Source organism: Pedobacter aquatilis, assembly GCF_032678425.1.
GTDB classification, from domain to species: domain Bacteria; phylum Bacteroidota; class Bacteroidia; order Sphingobacteriales; family Sphingobacteriaceae; genus Pedobacter; species Pedobacter aquatilis_B.
This window is the reverse complement of sequence record NZ_JAVTSG010000003.1, coordinates 386,758-402,181: the sequence shown is the minus strand read 5'-3', so window position 1 is coordinate 402,181 and position 15,424 is coordinate 386,758. Positions and strand designations below refer to the sequence as shown.

The window sequence follows — 15,424 nt, the reverse complement described above, 5'->3', positions numbered from 1 at the left end:
GTTGGCTGTGGGCAAAACTCACAATCAAATGAACAAAAAAAGAATTTTAATTGCAGCAGGCCTGGGGTTTGCGCAGTTAACTATTAGCCAAGCAGCTAATGCACAAGACAGTTTGCAGCTTAAGGATGTTGTAATTACTGCAACAAAAAACGACCAAAAACAGTCGCAAACGGGTAAAGTTGTTACCATCATTTCAAAAGAAACTTTAGAGCGCAGTCACGGCAAATCATTACCAGAATTAATTAGCGAGCAAGCAGGTATTATTGTTGCTGGCTCGAGCAGTAACCCTGGTTTAAATAAATCAGTATTTTTCCGCGGCGCTGGAAGTGCTTATGCTGTTGTTTTAATTGATGGAATTGTACAAAATGACCCATCCGGAAATGGTGGTGCATTTGATTTACGCTTAATTTCTATCGACCAAATTGACCATATTGAAATTTTAAGAGGAGGGCAATCTACTATTTATGGTTCTGACGCGGTTGCTGGTGTAATTAATATCATCACTAAAAAAGGCGGACCAAAAGGTAATACAATTTATGGCGTTGCAACTGCAGGTAGTTACGAAACTTACAAAGGAACTATTGGTTTAAACGGTGGTGTTGAAGGATTTAATTACAACATTAACTATACTCAACATAAAACAAACGGCATTTCTGAAGCTGCAAATCCGGTTGGAAACAATACCGAATATGATAAAGACGGTTTTAGAACTGGCGCCTTGAATGCAAATTTTGGAATTCAATTAGACAAGAACTTTAGTGTAAATCCATTTGTTAGATATTATTATGGTAATTACAGTTTTGATGGTGGTGCTTTTGCAGATGCCGGTAATTATTCAATTTTAAAAAATGTTGCAACAGGAACAAATGCTAAATACGAATTTGGAACGGGTAAAATAACATTAAACTACAGCTACGAAAGTACATCGAACGATGCACACAGCAGTTTCCCAAGTTTTAGTCAAGGGAAAATCAACATTGTTGATTTATTTTACAACCAAAAGCTTGGCAACAAAGTTGATCTATTGGTTGGCTTAGATAACAGAAATATGAGGCTTAAATCTGGTACAACCAGTCCAAATGCAAATATTTTTGCAGCTTATACATCTGTGTTCTTACATGATTTAAGCATATTTAATTTAGAAGTTGGTGGTCGTTACAACAAACACGAGCAATACGGCGAAAATTATACTTATTCAGTAACGCCAACCATCAACATTATTAAAGAAATTAAATTATTCGGTACAATTTCAACAGCGTTCAAAATTCCTACATTAAATATGTTATTCGGACAGTTTGGTGCTAACTTAGATTTGAAACCAGAAAAATCTCAAAATTATGAGGCTGGTGTTAATTTCAGCTTTGCAGATGACAAATTTAGCTTAAGAGTTGCTGGCTACAAACGCGATTTAACGGATGCAATTCTCTATGCTTATCCGGCAGGTTACATTAATCAAGTAAGTCAAAAAACAAAAGGTTTTGAAGTAGAACCAGCTGTTAAATTCGGTAAATTTAATTTAAACGGTTACTATGGCTATGTTGAAGGAAATGAATTCAACTTCGTAGATAATGCAATTGCAGATTATTTATTCCGCAGGCCAAAACACACTTTTGGCGTAAATGCAGGCGTACAGGCAACTGATAATTTATACGTTAGCGCTAATTACCGTTACTTTGGCAACCGTACTGACGGTAATTTTGCAACCTATACTGTTGACACTTTACCAGCTTACAAATTGTTGAATGCGTATGCAGAGTATGCATTAGCAAACAAACGTGTTAAAATTTTCTTTGATGCTAAAAACATCTTAAATGAAAAATATAACGAAATCATTGGATATAATGCAATGGGTTTCAATTTTAATACAGGCGTAAGTTTTAATATCCGATAAGAAAAAATTAACTTTGCATTCACGTGTCTTGTTATACAAACTTGATACTAAATACTTGATACTAAAACATGGCTCACTTAAAATTTAATCCACGCACGGCAATTTTGCTATTAATGATTTTGGTAATTACCGGATTTCGTTTGTTGGTTACCTTTAATTCTGATGAACTAAAATTTGCTAATTTCTCATCAATTGGTGCAGTTGCATTATTTGGCGGTGCTTACTTTAAAGATCATTTAAAAGCATTTGCTTTTCCTCTATTAAGTTTGTTTTTAAGCGATTTTGTTTTATCAACTACCATTTTTAGTAAATACAGTACTGGCTTTTTATATGACGGTTGGTATGTGGTTTATTTTGCTTTTGCATTGATGGTTTTAGTTGGCAGAGTTTTATTAAAGAATGTGAACGTAGTTAACTTACTTACATCAACATTTGTAATCGTTTTAATTCACTGGATTGTTACTGACTTCCCAATTTGGTTTAGAAACCCAGCTTATACTCAGAATTTAGCAGGTTTTTGGCTTTGTTTGGAAAAAGCAATTCCATTCGAAATTAGATTTTTAGAAGGAACAATTATTTATGGTGCTATTTTATTTGGAGCTTTTGAAATTTTAAAATCAAAATATCCAGTGTTAAAATTGCAACCACAAAAAATATAATAATTCTTCAAACGAATACCTAAATCCTCTTTTGATTCCTATCAAAAGAGGATTTTTTTTATCTTTATAATACTAACATCATCCATTTTAACTCATACATTTCCCAACCTATGAAAGTTGTTTCATTTCTACCAGCCGCTACGAAAATGATTTATGATATGGGTTTGCAAGAGTACCTTCACGGTGTCACTTTCGAATGCCCTAAAGAAGCAGCCGATATGCCTAAAATTGTACGCTGCATTTTAGAGGGGAAGAATTACTCAAGCATTGAAATCGATAGGATTTTCTCGGCTTCAAAAGCGCAGGGAAAAAGTTTATATTGGGTTGATGATGAATTGTTAGAAAACATTTCACCAGATATCGTTTTTACCCAGGATATCTGTGAGGTATGTAACATCGATACCGTTTGCACAGAAACAGCTGTAATGAAATTGAGCAAGCAGCCTAAGCTTGTTCCGCTTTCTCCAAATAACCTTCAAGATGTTTTTGACTGCGCCATTACGATTGCAAGAGCTATGGGCAAAGAAGAAGTTGCCTTAAAATATTTGGCCGGATTAAAACAGAAAACCGATTCGATTTTAGATAAATTAAGAGCTAGCAGAGCGCCACTTAAACGCATCATGCTAATGGAGTGGATTCAACCCATTTACAATTGCGGACATTGGATTCCTTTTCAAATTGCTGTTGCAGGTGGTGTAGATATGCTTTCCAATCCGGCAGGAGATTCTATTGTTACCCAATGGGAAAAAATTGTTAAATATAATCCTGAAGTTTTAGTAATTGCGCCTTGTGGTTTCGATGTTAACCGCAGTGCCGAAGAAATGAGTCTCTTAACCTCCAAAATAGAATGGGATAGTTTAGAGGCTGTAAAAAACAATCAGGTTTATATCGCAGACTTTGATATGTTTACGCAACCAAGTGTTGGTACTTTGGTTGAGGGTATTGAAGCGTTGTCTTGTATGTTTCATCCGGAAATTTTTAAACCCGATGAGAAAATAGCAAAGAAATTTATTAACTATTCTGAAATTAAAGTGCTGAGCTAATCATGAAATTAGTTGTTTTAACGGGTGCCGGAATTAGTGCAGAAAGTGGATTAAAAACGTTCCGAGATTCGGATGGTTTGTGGGAAGGTTATAATGTATATGATGTTGCCACTCCCGAAGCTTGGGAAAGAAATCCTAATCTTGTTCAGGATTTTTATAACGAAAGAAGAAGACAGGTTTTAGCCGCAGAACCAAATTTAGCGCACACTATTCTTGCTGAATTGGAGCATGAATTTGATGTTGAAATCATCACTCAAAATATAGATGATTTACACGAAAGAGCAGGTTCTACTAAAGTAACGCATCTACATGGCGTCATTACCAAATCTCAGTCAGATAGAAATGCTTCATTAACTTATCCAATTAATGGAACAGAAATTAAAATGGGCGAACTGTGCGAACTTGGCACTCAGCTCAGACCACATGTAGTTTGGTTTGGCGAGGCTGTACCAATGATAGAAGTTGCAGCAAAAATTTGCAAACAAGCAGATGTTTTCGTGCTTATCGGTACTTCTCTGGCTGTATATCCAGCCGCTGGTTTAATCGATTTTGTTCCTAGAAACATCCCGAAATATATCATCGATCCAAAAACACCTGATGTTAAACGTTATAGCAATGTGATAAATATTGAACAAACTGCTATAAATGGAGTGCAACAATTAAAGCAAATTTTACTGAATGCAGAATAAGAAACAATGCATTTTTAACTGGAGTGGTGGAAAAGATAGCACACTTGCTTTACATTATGCTTTACAAGATGAAACTTTAGCAATCAAATACCTGGTTACTACAGTAACTGAAAAATATAATCGGATTTCGATGCACGGCGTTCGCGAGGCTTTATTAATTAAACAAGCCGAAAGTATTGGTATTCCACTTTACCAGATTCGTTTGCCTGAAATGCCAGATATGGAAGCCTATGATAATGTGATGCAAATTCACATGAGTAATTTCATATCTGAAGGCATTACACATTCTATTTTTGGCGATATATTCTTAGAGGATTTAAGAATTTACAGAGAACAAAAGCTATCAGAAATTGGTATGAAAGCCATATTCCCATTATGGAATCAAAATACTGATCATATAATCAATGATTTTTTAAAACTTGGATACAAAACAATAATTGTTTGTGCTCAAAAGAATTTGAAATCAATTTGTGCTAAAGTGATAGACAGGCAATTAATCAATCATCTTCCTAAAGATATTGATCCTTGCGGTGAAAACGGAGAGTTTCATACCTTTGCCTTTGATGGTCCACTGTTTAAAAATAAAATCAATTTTAAGATTGGTGAAATGGTTTTCAGAACTTATTCAAAACCAATCGATTCCAGCGATAAAGATAATTTATCTAACAGTAAATCAGACACTTTAGGTTTTTGGTACGTTGATTTGGAATAAAATAATAATAATTTTAAAACTTTTTGGCATCATTTTTTCTTTAGTATCTATAATTAACTAAAAAACACATACAAATGAAATCGTTTAGCTTTAGGTGGCTAAAGGTTTATTTTTAAAGATTTATGTTATGAAAAAGATATTAGTAGTAATCGCATTGAGTAGTTCGGTATTATTTGCTTGTAACAACAAAGCAAAAGAAGAAGCTGCTTTAAAACAGGCAGAAGCTGAAAAAGCAATGGCGGTAAAAGCCGTTAAAGATAGTTTAAGATTAGATAGCTTTAAAAGAGCTGAAACTGCAAAAGTTGAAGCAGAAAAAGAAGCTCAGCATCAGGCAGAATTAGCGGCAGCAAGAAGAGCGGGACAACGTTCGTCATCTGGTCGCTCGTATTCTAGCACAAGTTCAAGTTCATACGGTGGTACACAACCAACTGCTAAAAAACAGGGTTGGAGCGATGCTGCAAAAGGTTCAGTAATTGGTGGTGCAGCTGGTGCAGTTGGTGGTGCTTTAATCGATAAGAAAAAAGGTAGAGGTGCAATCATAGGTGGCGTTATCGGTGCAGGTTCTGGTTATTTAATCGGTAGAGGAGAGGATAGAAAATCAGGTCGTGTGCAACCTAAAAACTAATAATCTTACTCCTTAAGGAGTTTTAAATATTAAATGGCAGTCAGTATATCTGGCTGCCATTTTTTTTAAAGGCTTTTCACTAAATAATTATAATTACTTTCATACCAACCATTCGTCATTCTGAACTTAGTTTCAGAATCTTTTTATGATTATTGCATTTACAAAATAAGCTATTTCTGTAACGATGCTAAAACCAACTGGTCATTGCGAGGTACAAAGCAATATTAAGGTGTCTGCTAACGAAACCCAATGTTAAGATTGCTTCGTAACTTGCAATGACGTGAAGTATAATATACTCTTCTTTCAGAATATCTTCAGCGTATGAGTTTAAGTCTTTGAAAATGAAAGATTGTTTATTATGGCAGTCTTCAGTCCCGCCAAACACTTTACTCCACTGCGTTTCGTGCTCGTTTATGTCGGGTTTAAGTACAACGGTTTGAGTAGAAAACCCCTCAAAATGGTTTAGATAGAAGTTAAATAGCCCCGACATAGCGGAAATCCTTTTGGCTCTTCAAACTTACGAAGTCTCTACTTGAAGATGCCTGTTAGACTTCGTAAGTTTCGCCAAAAGATTGCAGCATTGGCGGGACTGCCGTAACTTATTTTTACTGACCTTGCGCTTCAAATTATTTATAAAATGATGATATTTTATACCCCATCGTTCATTACAAAGCCTTTCCCAATTTTTCGGAAAAGCAATATTAAAGCGCTTTACTATAAGAAACTCAAAGTTTCAGGATTGCTTCATTCTTCGCAATGACGTGAAGAATGAAGCAACTGCAGCAATTAACATAAATTGCTTGAAAATACCTCACAAATAACAAAGCCCCGATGAAATAAATTCACCGGGGCTTATAATGCTATTTAAAGCTTTCGATTTAATATAATGTAAACTCTACACGGCGGTTTTCTTGACGGCCTGCTGCAGTTTTGTTTGTAGAAATCGGTTGGTCTGGACCATAACCTGTAGCTTCAATTCTTGATGCATTTGCACCTTGAGATACTAAATAAGCTTTTACAGATTCTGCTCTTTCTTTCGATAAACGTAAGTTTAATTCTCTGCCACCAGTATTATCTGTATGTCCAGCTAATTTTAAGCTAAAGTTTTTCTCTACTAATAAGTTAGCAACTCTATTTAATGTAGCGTATGATTTTGAACGGATTGTTGATTTACCTAAGTCAAATTCTAAGTTTGAAATTGCATCTCTAACAACTTTACGGTCTGCCTCAGTTACCACAACTTTGGTTTCTTTAACAATTTCTCGTTGAACTTTGATAGGACATCCTGAACCGTCTACAACTGTACCAGATGCAGTTCCAGGGCATTTATCAAATTTATTCGCTACACCATCGTTATCATCATCAGCTAAATCTTTAGCATATTGCGCTCTATCTCTTGCTGCATTTTCTTCAGCTGTAGATAATGCTCTTCTCAACTCGTTACTTTCTTCTGCAGTTTGCTTACGTAAATCTGCAATTGCGCTGTAATTTTGTAATTGAGAATTTTCTTTGTTACCTAAAGCAAATTCAACACCTACGTGCGAGTATGAGTATCTGTTTTCTAAATAAGCACTTTTAACAGTTGGAGATGATTTCACAAAATTGATGTCGTAACCTAAGTCGATATTAATTCCTTTAGAAACACCAAATTTAAATCCAACACCTGTTGGAATGTACCAACCTTCTCTGTCTTGAAAAACTTGAGTCGCACCAACTTGTGAATCCGAAGACATATAACCAGCACCCGCTTTTACATATGGAATCAATACTGCATTCTCTGTATTTAAGCTAAAATTAGCAATATTTAATACTGCAGTTAATGAACCAGCCCAGTTAATACTATTTTTTTGCTCGATTGTGCTTGATGCATTTAACGTTTTGATTTCGCCACGTAAAAAGTCAGCTTGCAAACCTAGAGCTGGTAGAATTTGTTTTTTAACGAAAGCGCCGTATCCAATGCTATTGAATTCTCTTGCTTTAACACTTCCACCACCTAAAATAGTATTCTGACTAAAGATACCTGCTTGAGCACCAACGCTCCATGTTCTTAAATTTTGTTTACCAAATCTACCAGAGGTAGTTGGCGTTTCTTGTGCAAATAACTGCGATGATAAGCCTAATAAGGCAACCAACATTGTTGATTTTGTAATTCTCGTATTCATATTTTTTATTCTTAATAATAGTGGATAAACAGCTTTTAAATGATTCTGTTTGGTCTGCCATTAGAAAAAATCTTGCCAAAAAAACGAAATGAGTGGCAATTATCAATAAATCAGAGGTTTATGGCTGAAATAATTCTTCACAAAAAAGTTACTTAGCCTTAAAAAATTAAGCCATTTATGTATAGAATAAGAGACAAGTAAGCAACCATTACTTAGCAGAAGGATTTTTCTTTTCTGCTAATAACATATCCAATGTCTTTTCGATCCGAGATTGCCTGGTTTTGTCTTGCTTTGCAGATAAAACCCAAAGTACATATTCTTTTTTGTGGGAGTAGGCAAGTGATTGAAAATATTTTAACGCCTTTGGCTGGCTTTCCAATACAGTTAATAAATCGGTAGGTAGGGTTACGGTTTTGTTTGCAACATCAATGTAATCACTATAATCGTTTGTTTTTATATGGTCGTTTCTTAACCCTGATGGTTTGATTTCGGTAATAAACTTTAATCGAAGCCCGGTCCAGATTTCGTTAATGGCGGCAGATGCACAAGGATTTAAACCATAAATGTCCAGCTCTTGCCAGGTTTTCATCAAATCCAAATCAGTTTTAATTTTAGACGATTTCTTTGGCGTTAGTACCCAAAATATGGTTTTAGCATTTAATTGCTTTAAATGACTTTCAATTTGCTTTTTTAGCTGAGTTTTGGAGGTGGTAAATGTTAAAAGTGCATCAAAAGAATCGAGTCCATCAAAATGAATTGAGACATTTTCTGGCAGATTGCCAAAAATCTCAATTGCATTTTCAGGAGCATCAACAACGCTAACGACAAATCCTGGTTTTATCTGAAGTTTCTTTAAAAGTGCATTTTCCATACCCTTTAATTTATAATCTAAGTTTAGCAAAGAAATCCCAAAAAACTATTCCGGCGGAAATTGTGATGTTAAAAGAATGCTTTGTACCAAATTGTGGAATTTCTATACATTCATCAATTTTTTTCATTACCTCATCGTTTACACCATCCACTTCATTACCGAAAATTAAAGCGTATTTTTTGTTTTTATCAGGTGTAAATGCATTAAGCATCGTACTGCTTTCAGCTTGTTCAATTGCTACAATTTCGTAGCCTTGAATTCTTAATTCATCAATAGCAGTTGTTGTTTCATCGTAATGCAACCAGTCTACTGATTGCGTTGCACCCAATGCTGTCTTTTCAATTTCGCGATGCGGTGGTTGAGCCGTAATACCGCAAAGTACAACCTTTTCCAATGCAAAGCCATCAGCTGTACGAAAAATGGAACCGATGTTATGCATACTTCTCACATTATCCAAAACGGCTACAACTGCTAATTTTTCCTGTGTTTTAAACGATTCTATATCAGTTCTATTTAGTTCGTCTAACTTTAATTTTTTCATTCTATAATAATGTTGGCAAAATCAATTTGTATTATGCTTTTTTTTTCTACAGTTTAACTGGTCCGTTACCAATTTCGCTCACATAAATTTCTGCCGGATAACCGATATGTGCCACATAATAATCTGTTAAATGTTTAGCAAAATCTTCCTCATAACCTTTTTCTAAAAGTGCTATCGCACAACCGCCGAAACCAGCGCCAGTCATTCTTGCGCCAATTACGTGTTCGTATCCCGCACAAAAATCAACAACTGTATCCAATTCTTTTCCGCTAACTTCATATAAAGTACGTAAAGATTGGTGAGACGCGTACATCAATCGTCCAAACTCTTCAAGTTCGCCAGCATTTAATGCTTTCGCAGCTAGATGTACTCTATCATTCTCTTTAACAACATGTGTTGCCCTGTTTAAAATGGTTTCATCAGTTATTAGATGATTATGAAGGGCAAATTTTTCGGCATTCAACTCGCATAAATTGTTCAGCTTTATTTCGGTATTCAGAAGTTTTAAAGCGATTTGACATTCTTCAACACGTTCATTATATTTTGAATCTGCAAGTTCGCGTGGTTTTTTAGTATTGATTATCGCCAGAACATACTTGCCTAAATCAACATCAACCATTTTATATTTCAAGGTTTCGCAATCTAAAACAATTGCTTTGTCCTTTTCGCCATATGCAACGGCAAATTGGTCCATAATACCAGAATTTAGGCCAATGAACTCGTTTTCAACACGTTTGGCAATTTTAACTAAATCCAGATTATCGTATCCCAAATTAAAATAATCATTTAAAGCAAAAGCTGTGGCAATTTCAATGGAAGCTGAAGAAGACAGGCCTGAACCAATTGGAATATTGCCGAAATAAAGAAAATCTAATCCGCTTATTTCTTTCCCGTCTTTTATAAACTCATTTATTACGCCAATTGCATAGTTAGACCATAAACTACCATTTTTTTGATGATGAACGTTGCTTTCAACTTCAGTTTGCTCAGGAAAATTTAAACTTTTAAACCTGAATTTGCCTTCATTATTTGGAGCAATTGCTAACCAGGTGCCCAGTGTAATAGCACAAGGCATAACTAAACCACCGTTGTAATCAATATGTTCGCCAATTAAATTTACACGACCAGGTGTAAAATAAACTGCATCAGCATTTTTTTGATATTGTTCTGCAAATTTTTCTTCAAGTTGAGATTTCATCAGGCTAAAATATTTATAAAAGCAAGTATTAATAGTATGTTTGTTTAGAAAACAAAAGCCCTAAGTTACAATTTATGAGCATTAAGCAAATACCAACCGGAAATATAATTAATGGCGAAGAAGTTATCGCAATTGAACTAACCAACAGCAAAGGCACTTATGTTAAGATCTATAATTATGGTGCTATTATCAATAATTTCATTGTTAAAAATGCCAATGGCGATATGCAAGATATCGTTTTAGGTTTTGATGATTTTAACCAATATTTTGATGAAGATTACCTTGAAAACAATCCACATATTGGTGCTGTAATTGGCAGATACGCCAATAGAATTAAAAGTGCATCATTTAAAATTGACGGAGAAACTTATCATTTAGCGAAAAATAATAATAGCGATAGTTTACACGGAGGAATTGATGGTTTTGATAAGAAGGTTTGGGATATTGTTGATTTTGATGAAGATAATCAATCTGTCACCCTTCAATATGAAAGCGTAGATGGGGAAGAGGGATTTCCAGGTAACTTGATTGTGGATTTAACTTTCCAATTGACTGAAAATAACGAGTTAATTTTAAGCTATGAAGCAGAAACAGATAAAGCTACTGCACTGAATTTGACCCATCATGGTTATTTTAACTTAGCACCAAATGGCGGTAAAATTGATAAACACAAGCAACAAATTTTTGCAGAAAATTATTTAGAACAAGATAATAATTACTGCGTAACTGGAAAACTGATTCCGGTGAAAGGCTCAGCATTAGATTTTACTGAACTAAAAGAAATTGGTAGAGATTGGAACGCTGAAGAAGGTTATGACCAAACTTATGTATTGGATAAAACGTACGGAGATTTATCGCTTGCAAGCAAAACAATTGAAGACGAAAGCGGTTTAGTACTTAGCATTTACACCACAGAACCTGTTGCTCACTTTTATACTTCAAAATATTTAAAAGTAAAGAATGGCAAAGGAGGGAAGGATTACAATGGCTTTGAAGCTTTTTGTGTAGAAACACAACACCATCCAAATGCTGTAAATGTTAGCGAATTTCCATCAACGATTTTGTATCCTGATGATTTATACACGCAAACCACGATTTACAAAGTATCTACTAATAAATAGTTATGTTTAGCATAGAAGAAATAAAATCAGCCGAAGCGAAAATTAAAACTGGAGCCGATTTTCCTCAATTCATCAAAGAAATTAAAGCTTTAGGCGTGGTTAGAAATGACGTTTATGTTTCTAATGGTTTATCAATTTATTTCGGTAATGATGATTATTCCGTTCAGGCCAGCCCGGAAGAATATCCACAATTGACTATAAATGATGAATCATCAGCTGAAAAACTTTCCCATGCTTTGAAAATTCATCAGAATGGTGAAACAGATTATTTTACTTTTTGTAAGCAAGCTGCTGATGCTGGCGTAGAAAAATGGGTTATTGACATTCAGAAAATGACTTGTACTTATTTGGATATGGAACAAAAAGAATTAGTTAAAGAAGTTATTCCTGATGCTTAAAACTTAAAGTTTAACATAAAACTAACTGTCAAGTTGAGCTTGTCGAAATGCTAATTAAAAATTTTCGACAAGCTCAAAAAATTACTGTTTAATCTAAAGCCTTTCTAAAACAGTTTTAATTGCCTTTTCTACAATCTTATCTGGTTCATTGCTAAATTCAAACTTAACACGACTTGCCAAAATAGCATTTACAGAAAGTGCATTATGTCCTAAAACTTTCGCTAAAGCATAGATACCAGCTGTTTCCATTTCTAAGTTCGTAATCCTTTCCTGATTGCTGTGAAAGCTATTAATTAATCCCACAAAATCAGGAATTGCATTTTTTGCCCTAACTTTTCTACCCTGTGGGGCATAAAACCCAGGTGCGGTAACGGTAATGCCATTAGCCATATCTTTTCCAATTGTATTTAGCAAAGAACTACTTGCCGCGGTTAAATAGGGTTTAATATTCTTTAAATGTCCAAAATGAATGTTAATATCATTCAGGATATTTTGCTCGTCGCCATTTAAGTCATGAACGTAATAATTCATCAGTGCATCCATGCCCAAGCCATAAGAAGATGCCAAAATTGTGCCCATAGGGATATCTGGTTGAACAGCACCTGAGGTACCAACTCTGATAATATCTAAAGATTTTAATTCTTTCTTAACTTCACGGCTTTCGAAATCAATGTTTACCAAAGCATCCAGTTCGTTAAAAACGATATCAATATTATCTGTTCCAATACCTGTTGAAAGCACCGTAACACGCTTCTTTCCAACAAAGCCTGTATGTGTTATAAACTCGCGTTTACCTTTCTTAAGTTCTATAGAGTCGAAATACTTACTTACTTCAGCAACTCGGTCAGGATCGCCCACTGTTATTATGGTATCGGCTATATCTTCTGGTAGTAGATTTAAGTGATAAATGGTACCATCTGGATTTATTATTAGGTCGCTTTCTGGAATTTTCATATGATTTGGTTAGTATTTAAAATTAGAAAATATGTTTTACAGCGTTTCTAAATATCTTAACTTGATGCCTTCTATTTTATCAAACTTTGCTAAAACCTGATTTAACTGTGCCTTTCTGATCTCAAATTTAATCACACAATCAATATCAAATTTCTGATTGATAACTGCTAAGTTTTCATCCTTAATTAGTTTCATAATGTCGTTCATTTGCAGGTAATCGAAATCAACTTCGTAAACATCATTTATGGTTTTAGTTATTTTTTCAGCATTTAGCAGCGCTTCAATTGTAGCAGATTTATAAGCATTAATTAATCCGGGAACGCCAAGTAATGTGCCCCCAAAATACCTAACCACAACAACCAAGACATAAGTTAAATCTTCTGACAACAAACAATTCAAAATTGGCCTGCCTGCAGTTCCAGATGGTTCTCCATCATCATTTATTCTAAAAACAGAACGGTCTGTAGTTAATCTGTATGCATAGCAAAAATGCCTTGCTTTAGCATGCTCTGATTTTAATGCTGCAATTAGAGACTTAACTTCTTCATCTGAACGTATAGGATAAGCATATGCAATGAATTTGCTGCCTTTATCTCTAAAAATTCCTTCCGAAGTTTTGGTTATCGTTTGATATGAATCGTCAAAAAGCATTTAATTGGGATAATGTAATTAGAATAACAGCACATACTGCAAAAGCAATTCCGATATAATTTATTCGCGTTAATTTCTCTTTAAAAACCAACACACCAATCAAACTACCTACAACAATAACTCCTAAATTCATTGCAGCAAATACTGTCGAAGGGTTTTGAGCTAATGCCTTATGTGCTTTCATGTAAAAGAGGATATTTCCGAAGTTAAACAGGCCAAGTATTAAGCCGCATCCAATATTTACCAATTGTATTTTGGTTTTCTTTGTTAAAACCATAATCGCAACGATAATTATCGAAACAAAAAAAGCTAAAGAAAAAACAATGAACAGTGAGGTTGTATAAGGAAATTCTTTGTGTAATGCAATTTGCTTGAACAATACATCAATTACTCCGAAACCAACGAAAACGGAGATTGGATACACCCATTTATTTGTTTTATTTTCACCATCACTTTTACGGAGGAAAGTTAAAATTATAGCCAAAAAACCAACCGCGAGACCGGCGAATTTTAGCTCATTAAAGTTTTCTTTAAAAATAAAATATGCAGCTAATATTGGAATAAACAAGGAAAGACGTTGAGCAATATCAGTTTTCACTATTCCTAAATTCTTTACTGAAGCCGCTAAAACCAGAAAAATAGAGGGTAATAAAATTGCCAATGCGATATAAATTGGCCAGGGAGCGTTAGTCGTTATCAAGCTCACTTCCGGTTTAAAAAACATAAAACACAAAAACAAAGCTGTTAAATAGTTTATAGTTACCGCCTGAATTATGCTTATCTTATATCTCTTTGCAAGTTTTAAAAGTACAGCAACTGTTACACTACAGAAAACACTTAAAATTATGTAAATCATTAAATTATATCATTTATGTAGATAGAAAGTTTATCACTTTCTATTTGTGTTTGTTCAATTAAACTTCCTTGTATTGGTGGCGATGGAATACCCGCTGTCCAACTATTTGCTGAAGTAAAAATTCTGGCTTCATCCCAAATTCCGGCATTTAAAAATTGTTTCAGAACATTTGCTCCACCTTCTATGATAACCGATTGAACATCCATCAAGTAAAGCTGAAAAGCAATTTTTTGTGCCAAATAAAAATGCATATCCTCCATTTGGATGTAATGAATGTTATTTACAACATCGGTTTTAACTTCATTAAAAATTATCGTTTTGGCTTCATCATTATAAATATTATTCAAAAGCGGGATTTCAAGATTTTTATCAATTACTAACCTCACAGGATTATTACCTGGCCACAATCTGCTCGTTAATTGCGGATTATCTATAATTGCAGTCTGCTTGCCAATCAAAATTGCATCTTCTTCAGTACGCCATTGATGGGCTAATCTCTTTGCTAAAGCACCACTAATCCATTTTTGATGACCATCAGCGCTAGCGAAAAAACCATTTGCCGTTTCAGCCCATTTAAGAATGATGTATGGCCGCTGTTTTTTGATTCTAGTAAAAAATCGTCTGTTAAAATATTTACATTCTTCATCAAGAATTCCACTCACTACTTCAATGCCGGCATTTTTTAGTTTTTCGATGCCTTTGCCATCAACTCCAGAAAATGGATCGCGATTACCAATTACTACCTTTTTTATTTGATGTTTTACAAATAAATCGGCACAAGGCGGAGTTTTACCAAAATGAGCACAAGGTTCTAAATTAACATAAGCAGTTGCGGTTTTTAGCAAGTCTTCTGCTTCATCACCAAATCTTTCTAAAACAGCTTTAATTGCATTAGGTTCTGCATGCGCTTCACCATATTTTTTATGATATCCTTCGCCAATTATCTTTCCGTTTGATACAATTACGCATCCAACCATCGGATTTGGACTCACATTACCAATCGCATTTGCGGCTAATTCTAAGCATCGCTTAATATAAAATTCATCGCTCATT

17 protein-coding genes are annotated in these 15,424 nt (G+C 34.6%); 8 read left to right on the top strand and 9 right to left on the bottom strand.

Features of this window, described 5'->3' with window-relative positions; genetic code table 11:
- Positions 1-28 precede the first annotated feature (28 nt).
- The 6 genes from R2Q16_RS11775 (at position 29) to R2Q16_RS11750 (ending at position 5,619) form a co-directional block, all read left to right on the top strand.
- Positions 29-1,891 carry a TonB-dependent receptor plug domain-containing protein gene (locus tag R2Q16_RS11775; RefSeq protein ID WP_316737257.1) on the top strand — a complete coding sequence of 621 codons (1,863 nt, stop codon included), beginning with the start codon at positions 29-31 and terminating at the stop codon, positions 1,889-1,891.
- Between the two features lie 68 nt (positions 1,892-1,959).
- Positions 1,960-2,550 (top strand): DUF6580 family putative transport protein, encoded by a 591-nt coding sequence (locus R2Q16_RS11770; RefSeq protein ID WP_316737255.1) that lies wholly within the window; start codon positions 1,960-1,962, stop codon positions 2,548-2,550.
- Positions 2,551-2,660: 110 nt separating this feature from the next.
- Positions 2,661-3,593 (top strand): ABC transporter substrate-binding protein, encoded by a 933-nt coding sequence (locus tag R2Q16_RS11765; protein ID WP_316737254.1) that lies wholly within the window; start codon positions 2,661-2,663, stop codon positions 3,591-3,593.
- A gap of 2 nt (positions 3,594-3,595) precedes the next feature.
- A complete protein-coding gene (locus R2Q16_RS11760) occupies positions 3,596-4,282 on the top strand; it encodes a Sir2 family NAD-dependent protein deacetylase (RefSeq protein ID WP_316737253.1) in 687 nt (228 codons plus the stop codon).
- Positions 4,272-4,994, top strand: a complete 723-nt coding sequence (locus tag R2Q16_RS11755) for an ATP-binding protein (RefSeq protein ID WP_316737252.1) — start codon at positions 4,272-4,274, stop codon at positions 4,992-4,994. Before R2Q16_RS11760 ends, R2Q16_RS11755 begins: the two co-directional genes overlap by 11 nt.
- Before the next feature lie 127 nt (positions 4,995-5,121).
- Positions 5,122-5,619, top strand: coding sequence for a YMGG-like glycine zipper-containing protein (locus tag R2Q16_RS11750; protein WP_316737251.1), 498 nt, complete (start codon positions 5,122-5,124; stop codon positions 5,617-5,619).
- A gap of 187 nt (positions 5,620-5,806) precedes the next feature.
- On the opposite strand, the gene R2Q16_RS11745 is transcribed toward R2Q16_RS11750, so the two are convergent.
- From R2Q16_RS11745 to R2Q16_RS11725, 5 genes are all read right to left on the bottom strand, one after another.
- Positions 5,807-6,109: a hypothetical protein gene (locus R2Q16_RS11745; RefSeq protein ID WP_316737250.1), complete on the bottom strand. Its 303-nt coding sequence runs from the start codon at positions 6,107-6,109 to the stop codon at positions 5,807-5,809.
- A 388-nt stretch (positions 6,110-6,497) separates the two neighbouring features.
- Positions 6,498-7,781 (bottom strand): OmpA family protein, encoded by a 1,284-nt coding sequence (locus tag R2Q16_RS11740; RefSeq protein ID WP_316737249.1) that lies wholly within the window; start codon positions 7,779-7,781, stop codon positions 6,498-6,500.
- A 208-nt stretch (positions 7,782-7,989) separates the two neighbouring features.
- Positions 7,990-8,652 carry a YdeI/OmpD-associated family protein gene (locus tag R2Q16_RS11735; protein ID WP_316737248.1) on the bottom strand — a complete coding sequence of 221 codons (663 nt, stop codon included), beginning with the start codon at positions 8,650-8,652 and terminating at the stop codon, positions 7,990-7,992.
- A 10-nt stretch (positions 8,653-8,662) separates the two neighbouring features.
- Complete coding sequence (locus R2Q16_RS11730; protein ID WP_316737247.1) at positions 8,663-9,193, bottom strand: RNA methyltransferase; 531 nt, start codon at positions 9,191-9,193, stop codon at positions 8,663-8,665.
- Between the two features lie 46 nt (positions 9,194-9,239).
- Positions 9,240-10,391: a galactokinase gene (locus R2Q16_RS11725; RefSeq protein WP_316737245.1), complete on the bottom strand. Its 1,152-nt coding sequence runs from the start codon at positions 10,389-10,391 to the stop codon at positions 9,240-9,242.
- A gap of 74 nt (positions 10,392-10,465) precedes the next feature.
- On the opposite strand from R2Q16_RS11725, the gene R2Q16_RS11720 reads away from it, so the two are divergent.
- Together R2Q16_RS11720 and R2Q16_RS11715 are read left to right on the top strand one after the other, a co-directional pair.
- Entirely contained in the window at positions 10,466-11,512 is a 1,047-nt protein-coding gene (locus tag R2Q16_RS11720; protein WP_316737243.1) for an aldose epimerase family protein, read from the top strand.
- A gap of 2 nt (positions 11,513-11,514) precedes the next feature.
- Positions 11,515-11,910, top strand: a complete 396-nt coding sequence (locus R2Q16_RS11715; RefSeq protein ID WP_316737242.1) for a DUF1398 domain-containing protein — start codon at positions 11,515-11,517, stop codon at positions 11,908-11,910.
- A 93-nt stretch (positions 11,911-12,003) separates the two neighbouring features.
- On the opposite strand, the gene R2Q16_RS11710 is transcribed toward R2Q16_RS11715, so the two are convergent.
- Genes R2Q16_RS11710 through ribD form a run of 4 tightly spaced genes read right to left on the bottom strand, consistent with a single transcriptional unit; the run spans position 12,004 to position 15,423 of the window.
- Positions 12,004-12,864, bottom strand: coding sequence for a nucleoside phosphorylase (locus tag R2Q16_RS11710; protein ID WP_316737241.1), 861 nt, complete (start codon positions 12,862-12,864; stop codon positions 12,004-12,006).
- A gap of 36 nt (positions 12,865-12,900) precedes the next feature.
- Entirely contained in the window at positions 12,901-13,515 is a 615-nt protein-coding gene (locus tag R2Q16_RS11705) for a YigZ family protein (RefSeq protein WP_316737239.1), read from the bottom strand.
- The gene (locus R2Q16_RS11700) at positions 13,505-14,371 is read right to left on the bottom strand and encodes a DMT family transporter (protein WP_316737237.1); all 867 of its coding nucleotides are present in this window, start codon (positions 14,369-14,371) and stop codon (positions 13,505-13,507) included. Before R2Q16_RS11700 ends, R2Q16_RS11705 begins: the two co-directional genes overlap by 11 nt.
- Positions 14,371-15,423 carry a bifunctional diaminohydroxyphosphoribosylaminopyrimidine deaminase/5-amino-6-(5-phosphoribosylamino)uracil reductase RibD gene (ribD, locus tag R2Q16_RS11695; protein ID WP_316737236.1) on the bottom strand — a complete coding sequence of 351 codons (1,053 nt, stop codon included), beginning with the start codon at positions 15,421-15,423 and terminating at the stop codon, positions 14,371-14,373. Before ribD ends, R2Q16_RS11700 begins: the two co-directional genes overlap by 1 nt.
- Between the last annotated feature and the right edge of the window lies 1 nt (position 15,424).

Excerpts from the sequence above, each read along its gene's own strand:
- R2Q16_RS11735 (WP_316737248.1), bottom strand. The coding sequence starts at position 8,652 with ATGGAAAATGCACTTTTAAAGAAACTTCAGATAAAACCAGGATTTGTC.
- R2Q16_RS11760 (WP_316737253.1), top strand. The coding sequence starts at position 3,596 with ATGAAATTAGTTGTTTTAACGGGTGCCGGAATTAGTGCAGAAAGTGGA.
- R2Q16_RS11720 (WP_316737243.1), top strand. The coding sequence starts at position 10,466 with ATGAGCATTAAGCAAATACCAACCGGAAATATAATTAATGGCGAAGAA.
- R2Q16_RS11705 (WP_316737239.1), bottom strand. The coding sequence starts at position 13,515 with ATGCTTTTTGACGATTCATATCAAACGATAACCAAAACTTCGGAAGGA.
- R2Q16_RS11765 (WP_316737254.1), top strand. The coding sequence starts at position 2,661 with ATGAAAGTTGTTTCATTTCTACCAGCCGCTACGAAAATGATTTATGAT.
- R2Q16_RS11715 (WP_316737242.1), top strand. The coding sequence starts at position 11,515 with ATGTTTAGCATAGAAGAAATAAAATCAGCCGAAGCGAAAATTAAAACT.
- R2Q16_RS11725 (WP_316737245.1), bottom strand. The coding sequence starts at position 10,391 with ATGAAATCTCAACTTGAAGAAAAATTTGCAGAACAATATCAAAAAAAT.
- R2Q16_RS11700 (WP_316737237.1), bottom strand. The coding sequence starts at position 14,371 with ATGATTTACATAATTTTAAGTGTTTTCTGTAGTGTAACAGTTGCTGTA.
- R2Q16_RS11775 (WP_316737257.1), top strand. The coding sequence starts at position 29 with ATGAACAAAAAAAGAATTTTAATTGCAGCAGGCCTGGGGTTTGCGCAG.
- R2Q16_RS11730 (WP_316737247.1), bottom strand. The coding sequence starts at position 9,193 with ATGAAAAAATTAAAGTTAGACGAACTAAATAGAACTGATATAGAATCG.
- R2Q16_RS11750 (WP_316737251.1), top strand. The coding sequence starts at position 5,122 with ATGAAAAAGATATTAGTAGTAATCGCATTGAGTAGTTCGGTATTATTT.
- R2Q16_RS11770 (WP_316737255.1), top strand. The coding sequence starts at position 1,960 with ATGGCTCACTTAAAATTTAATCCACGCACGGCAATTTTGCTATTAATG.
- R2Q16_RS11740 (WP_316737249.1), bottom strand. The coding sequence starts at position 7,781 with ATGAATACGAGAATTACAAAATCAACAATGTTGGTTGCCTTATTAGGC.
- R2Q16_RS11755 (WP_316737252.1), top strand. The coding sequence starts at position 4,272 with ATGCAGAATAAGAAACAATGCATTTTTAACTGGAGTGGTGGAAAAGAT.
- R2Q16_RS11710 (WP_316737241.1), bottom strand. The coding sequence starts at position 12,864 with ATGAAAATTCCAGAAAGCGACCTAATAATAAATCCAGATGGTACCATT.
- R2Q16_RS11745 (WP_316737250.1), bottom strand. The coding sequence starts at position 6,109 with ATGTCGGGGCTATTTAACTTCTATCTAAACCATTTTGAGGGGTTTTCT.
- ribD (WP_316737236.1), bottom strand. The coding sequence starts at position 15,423 with ATGAGCGATGAATTTTATATTAAGCGATGCTTAGAATTAGCCGCAAAT.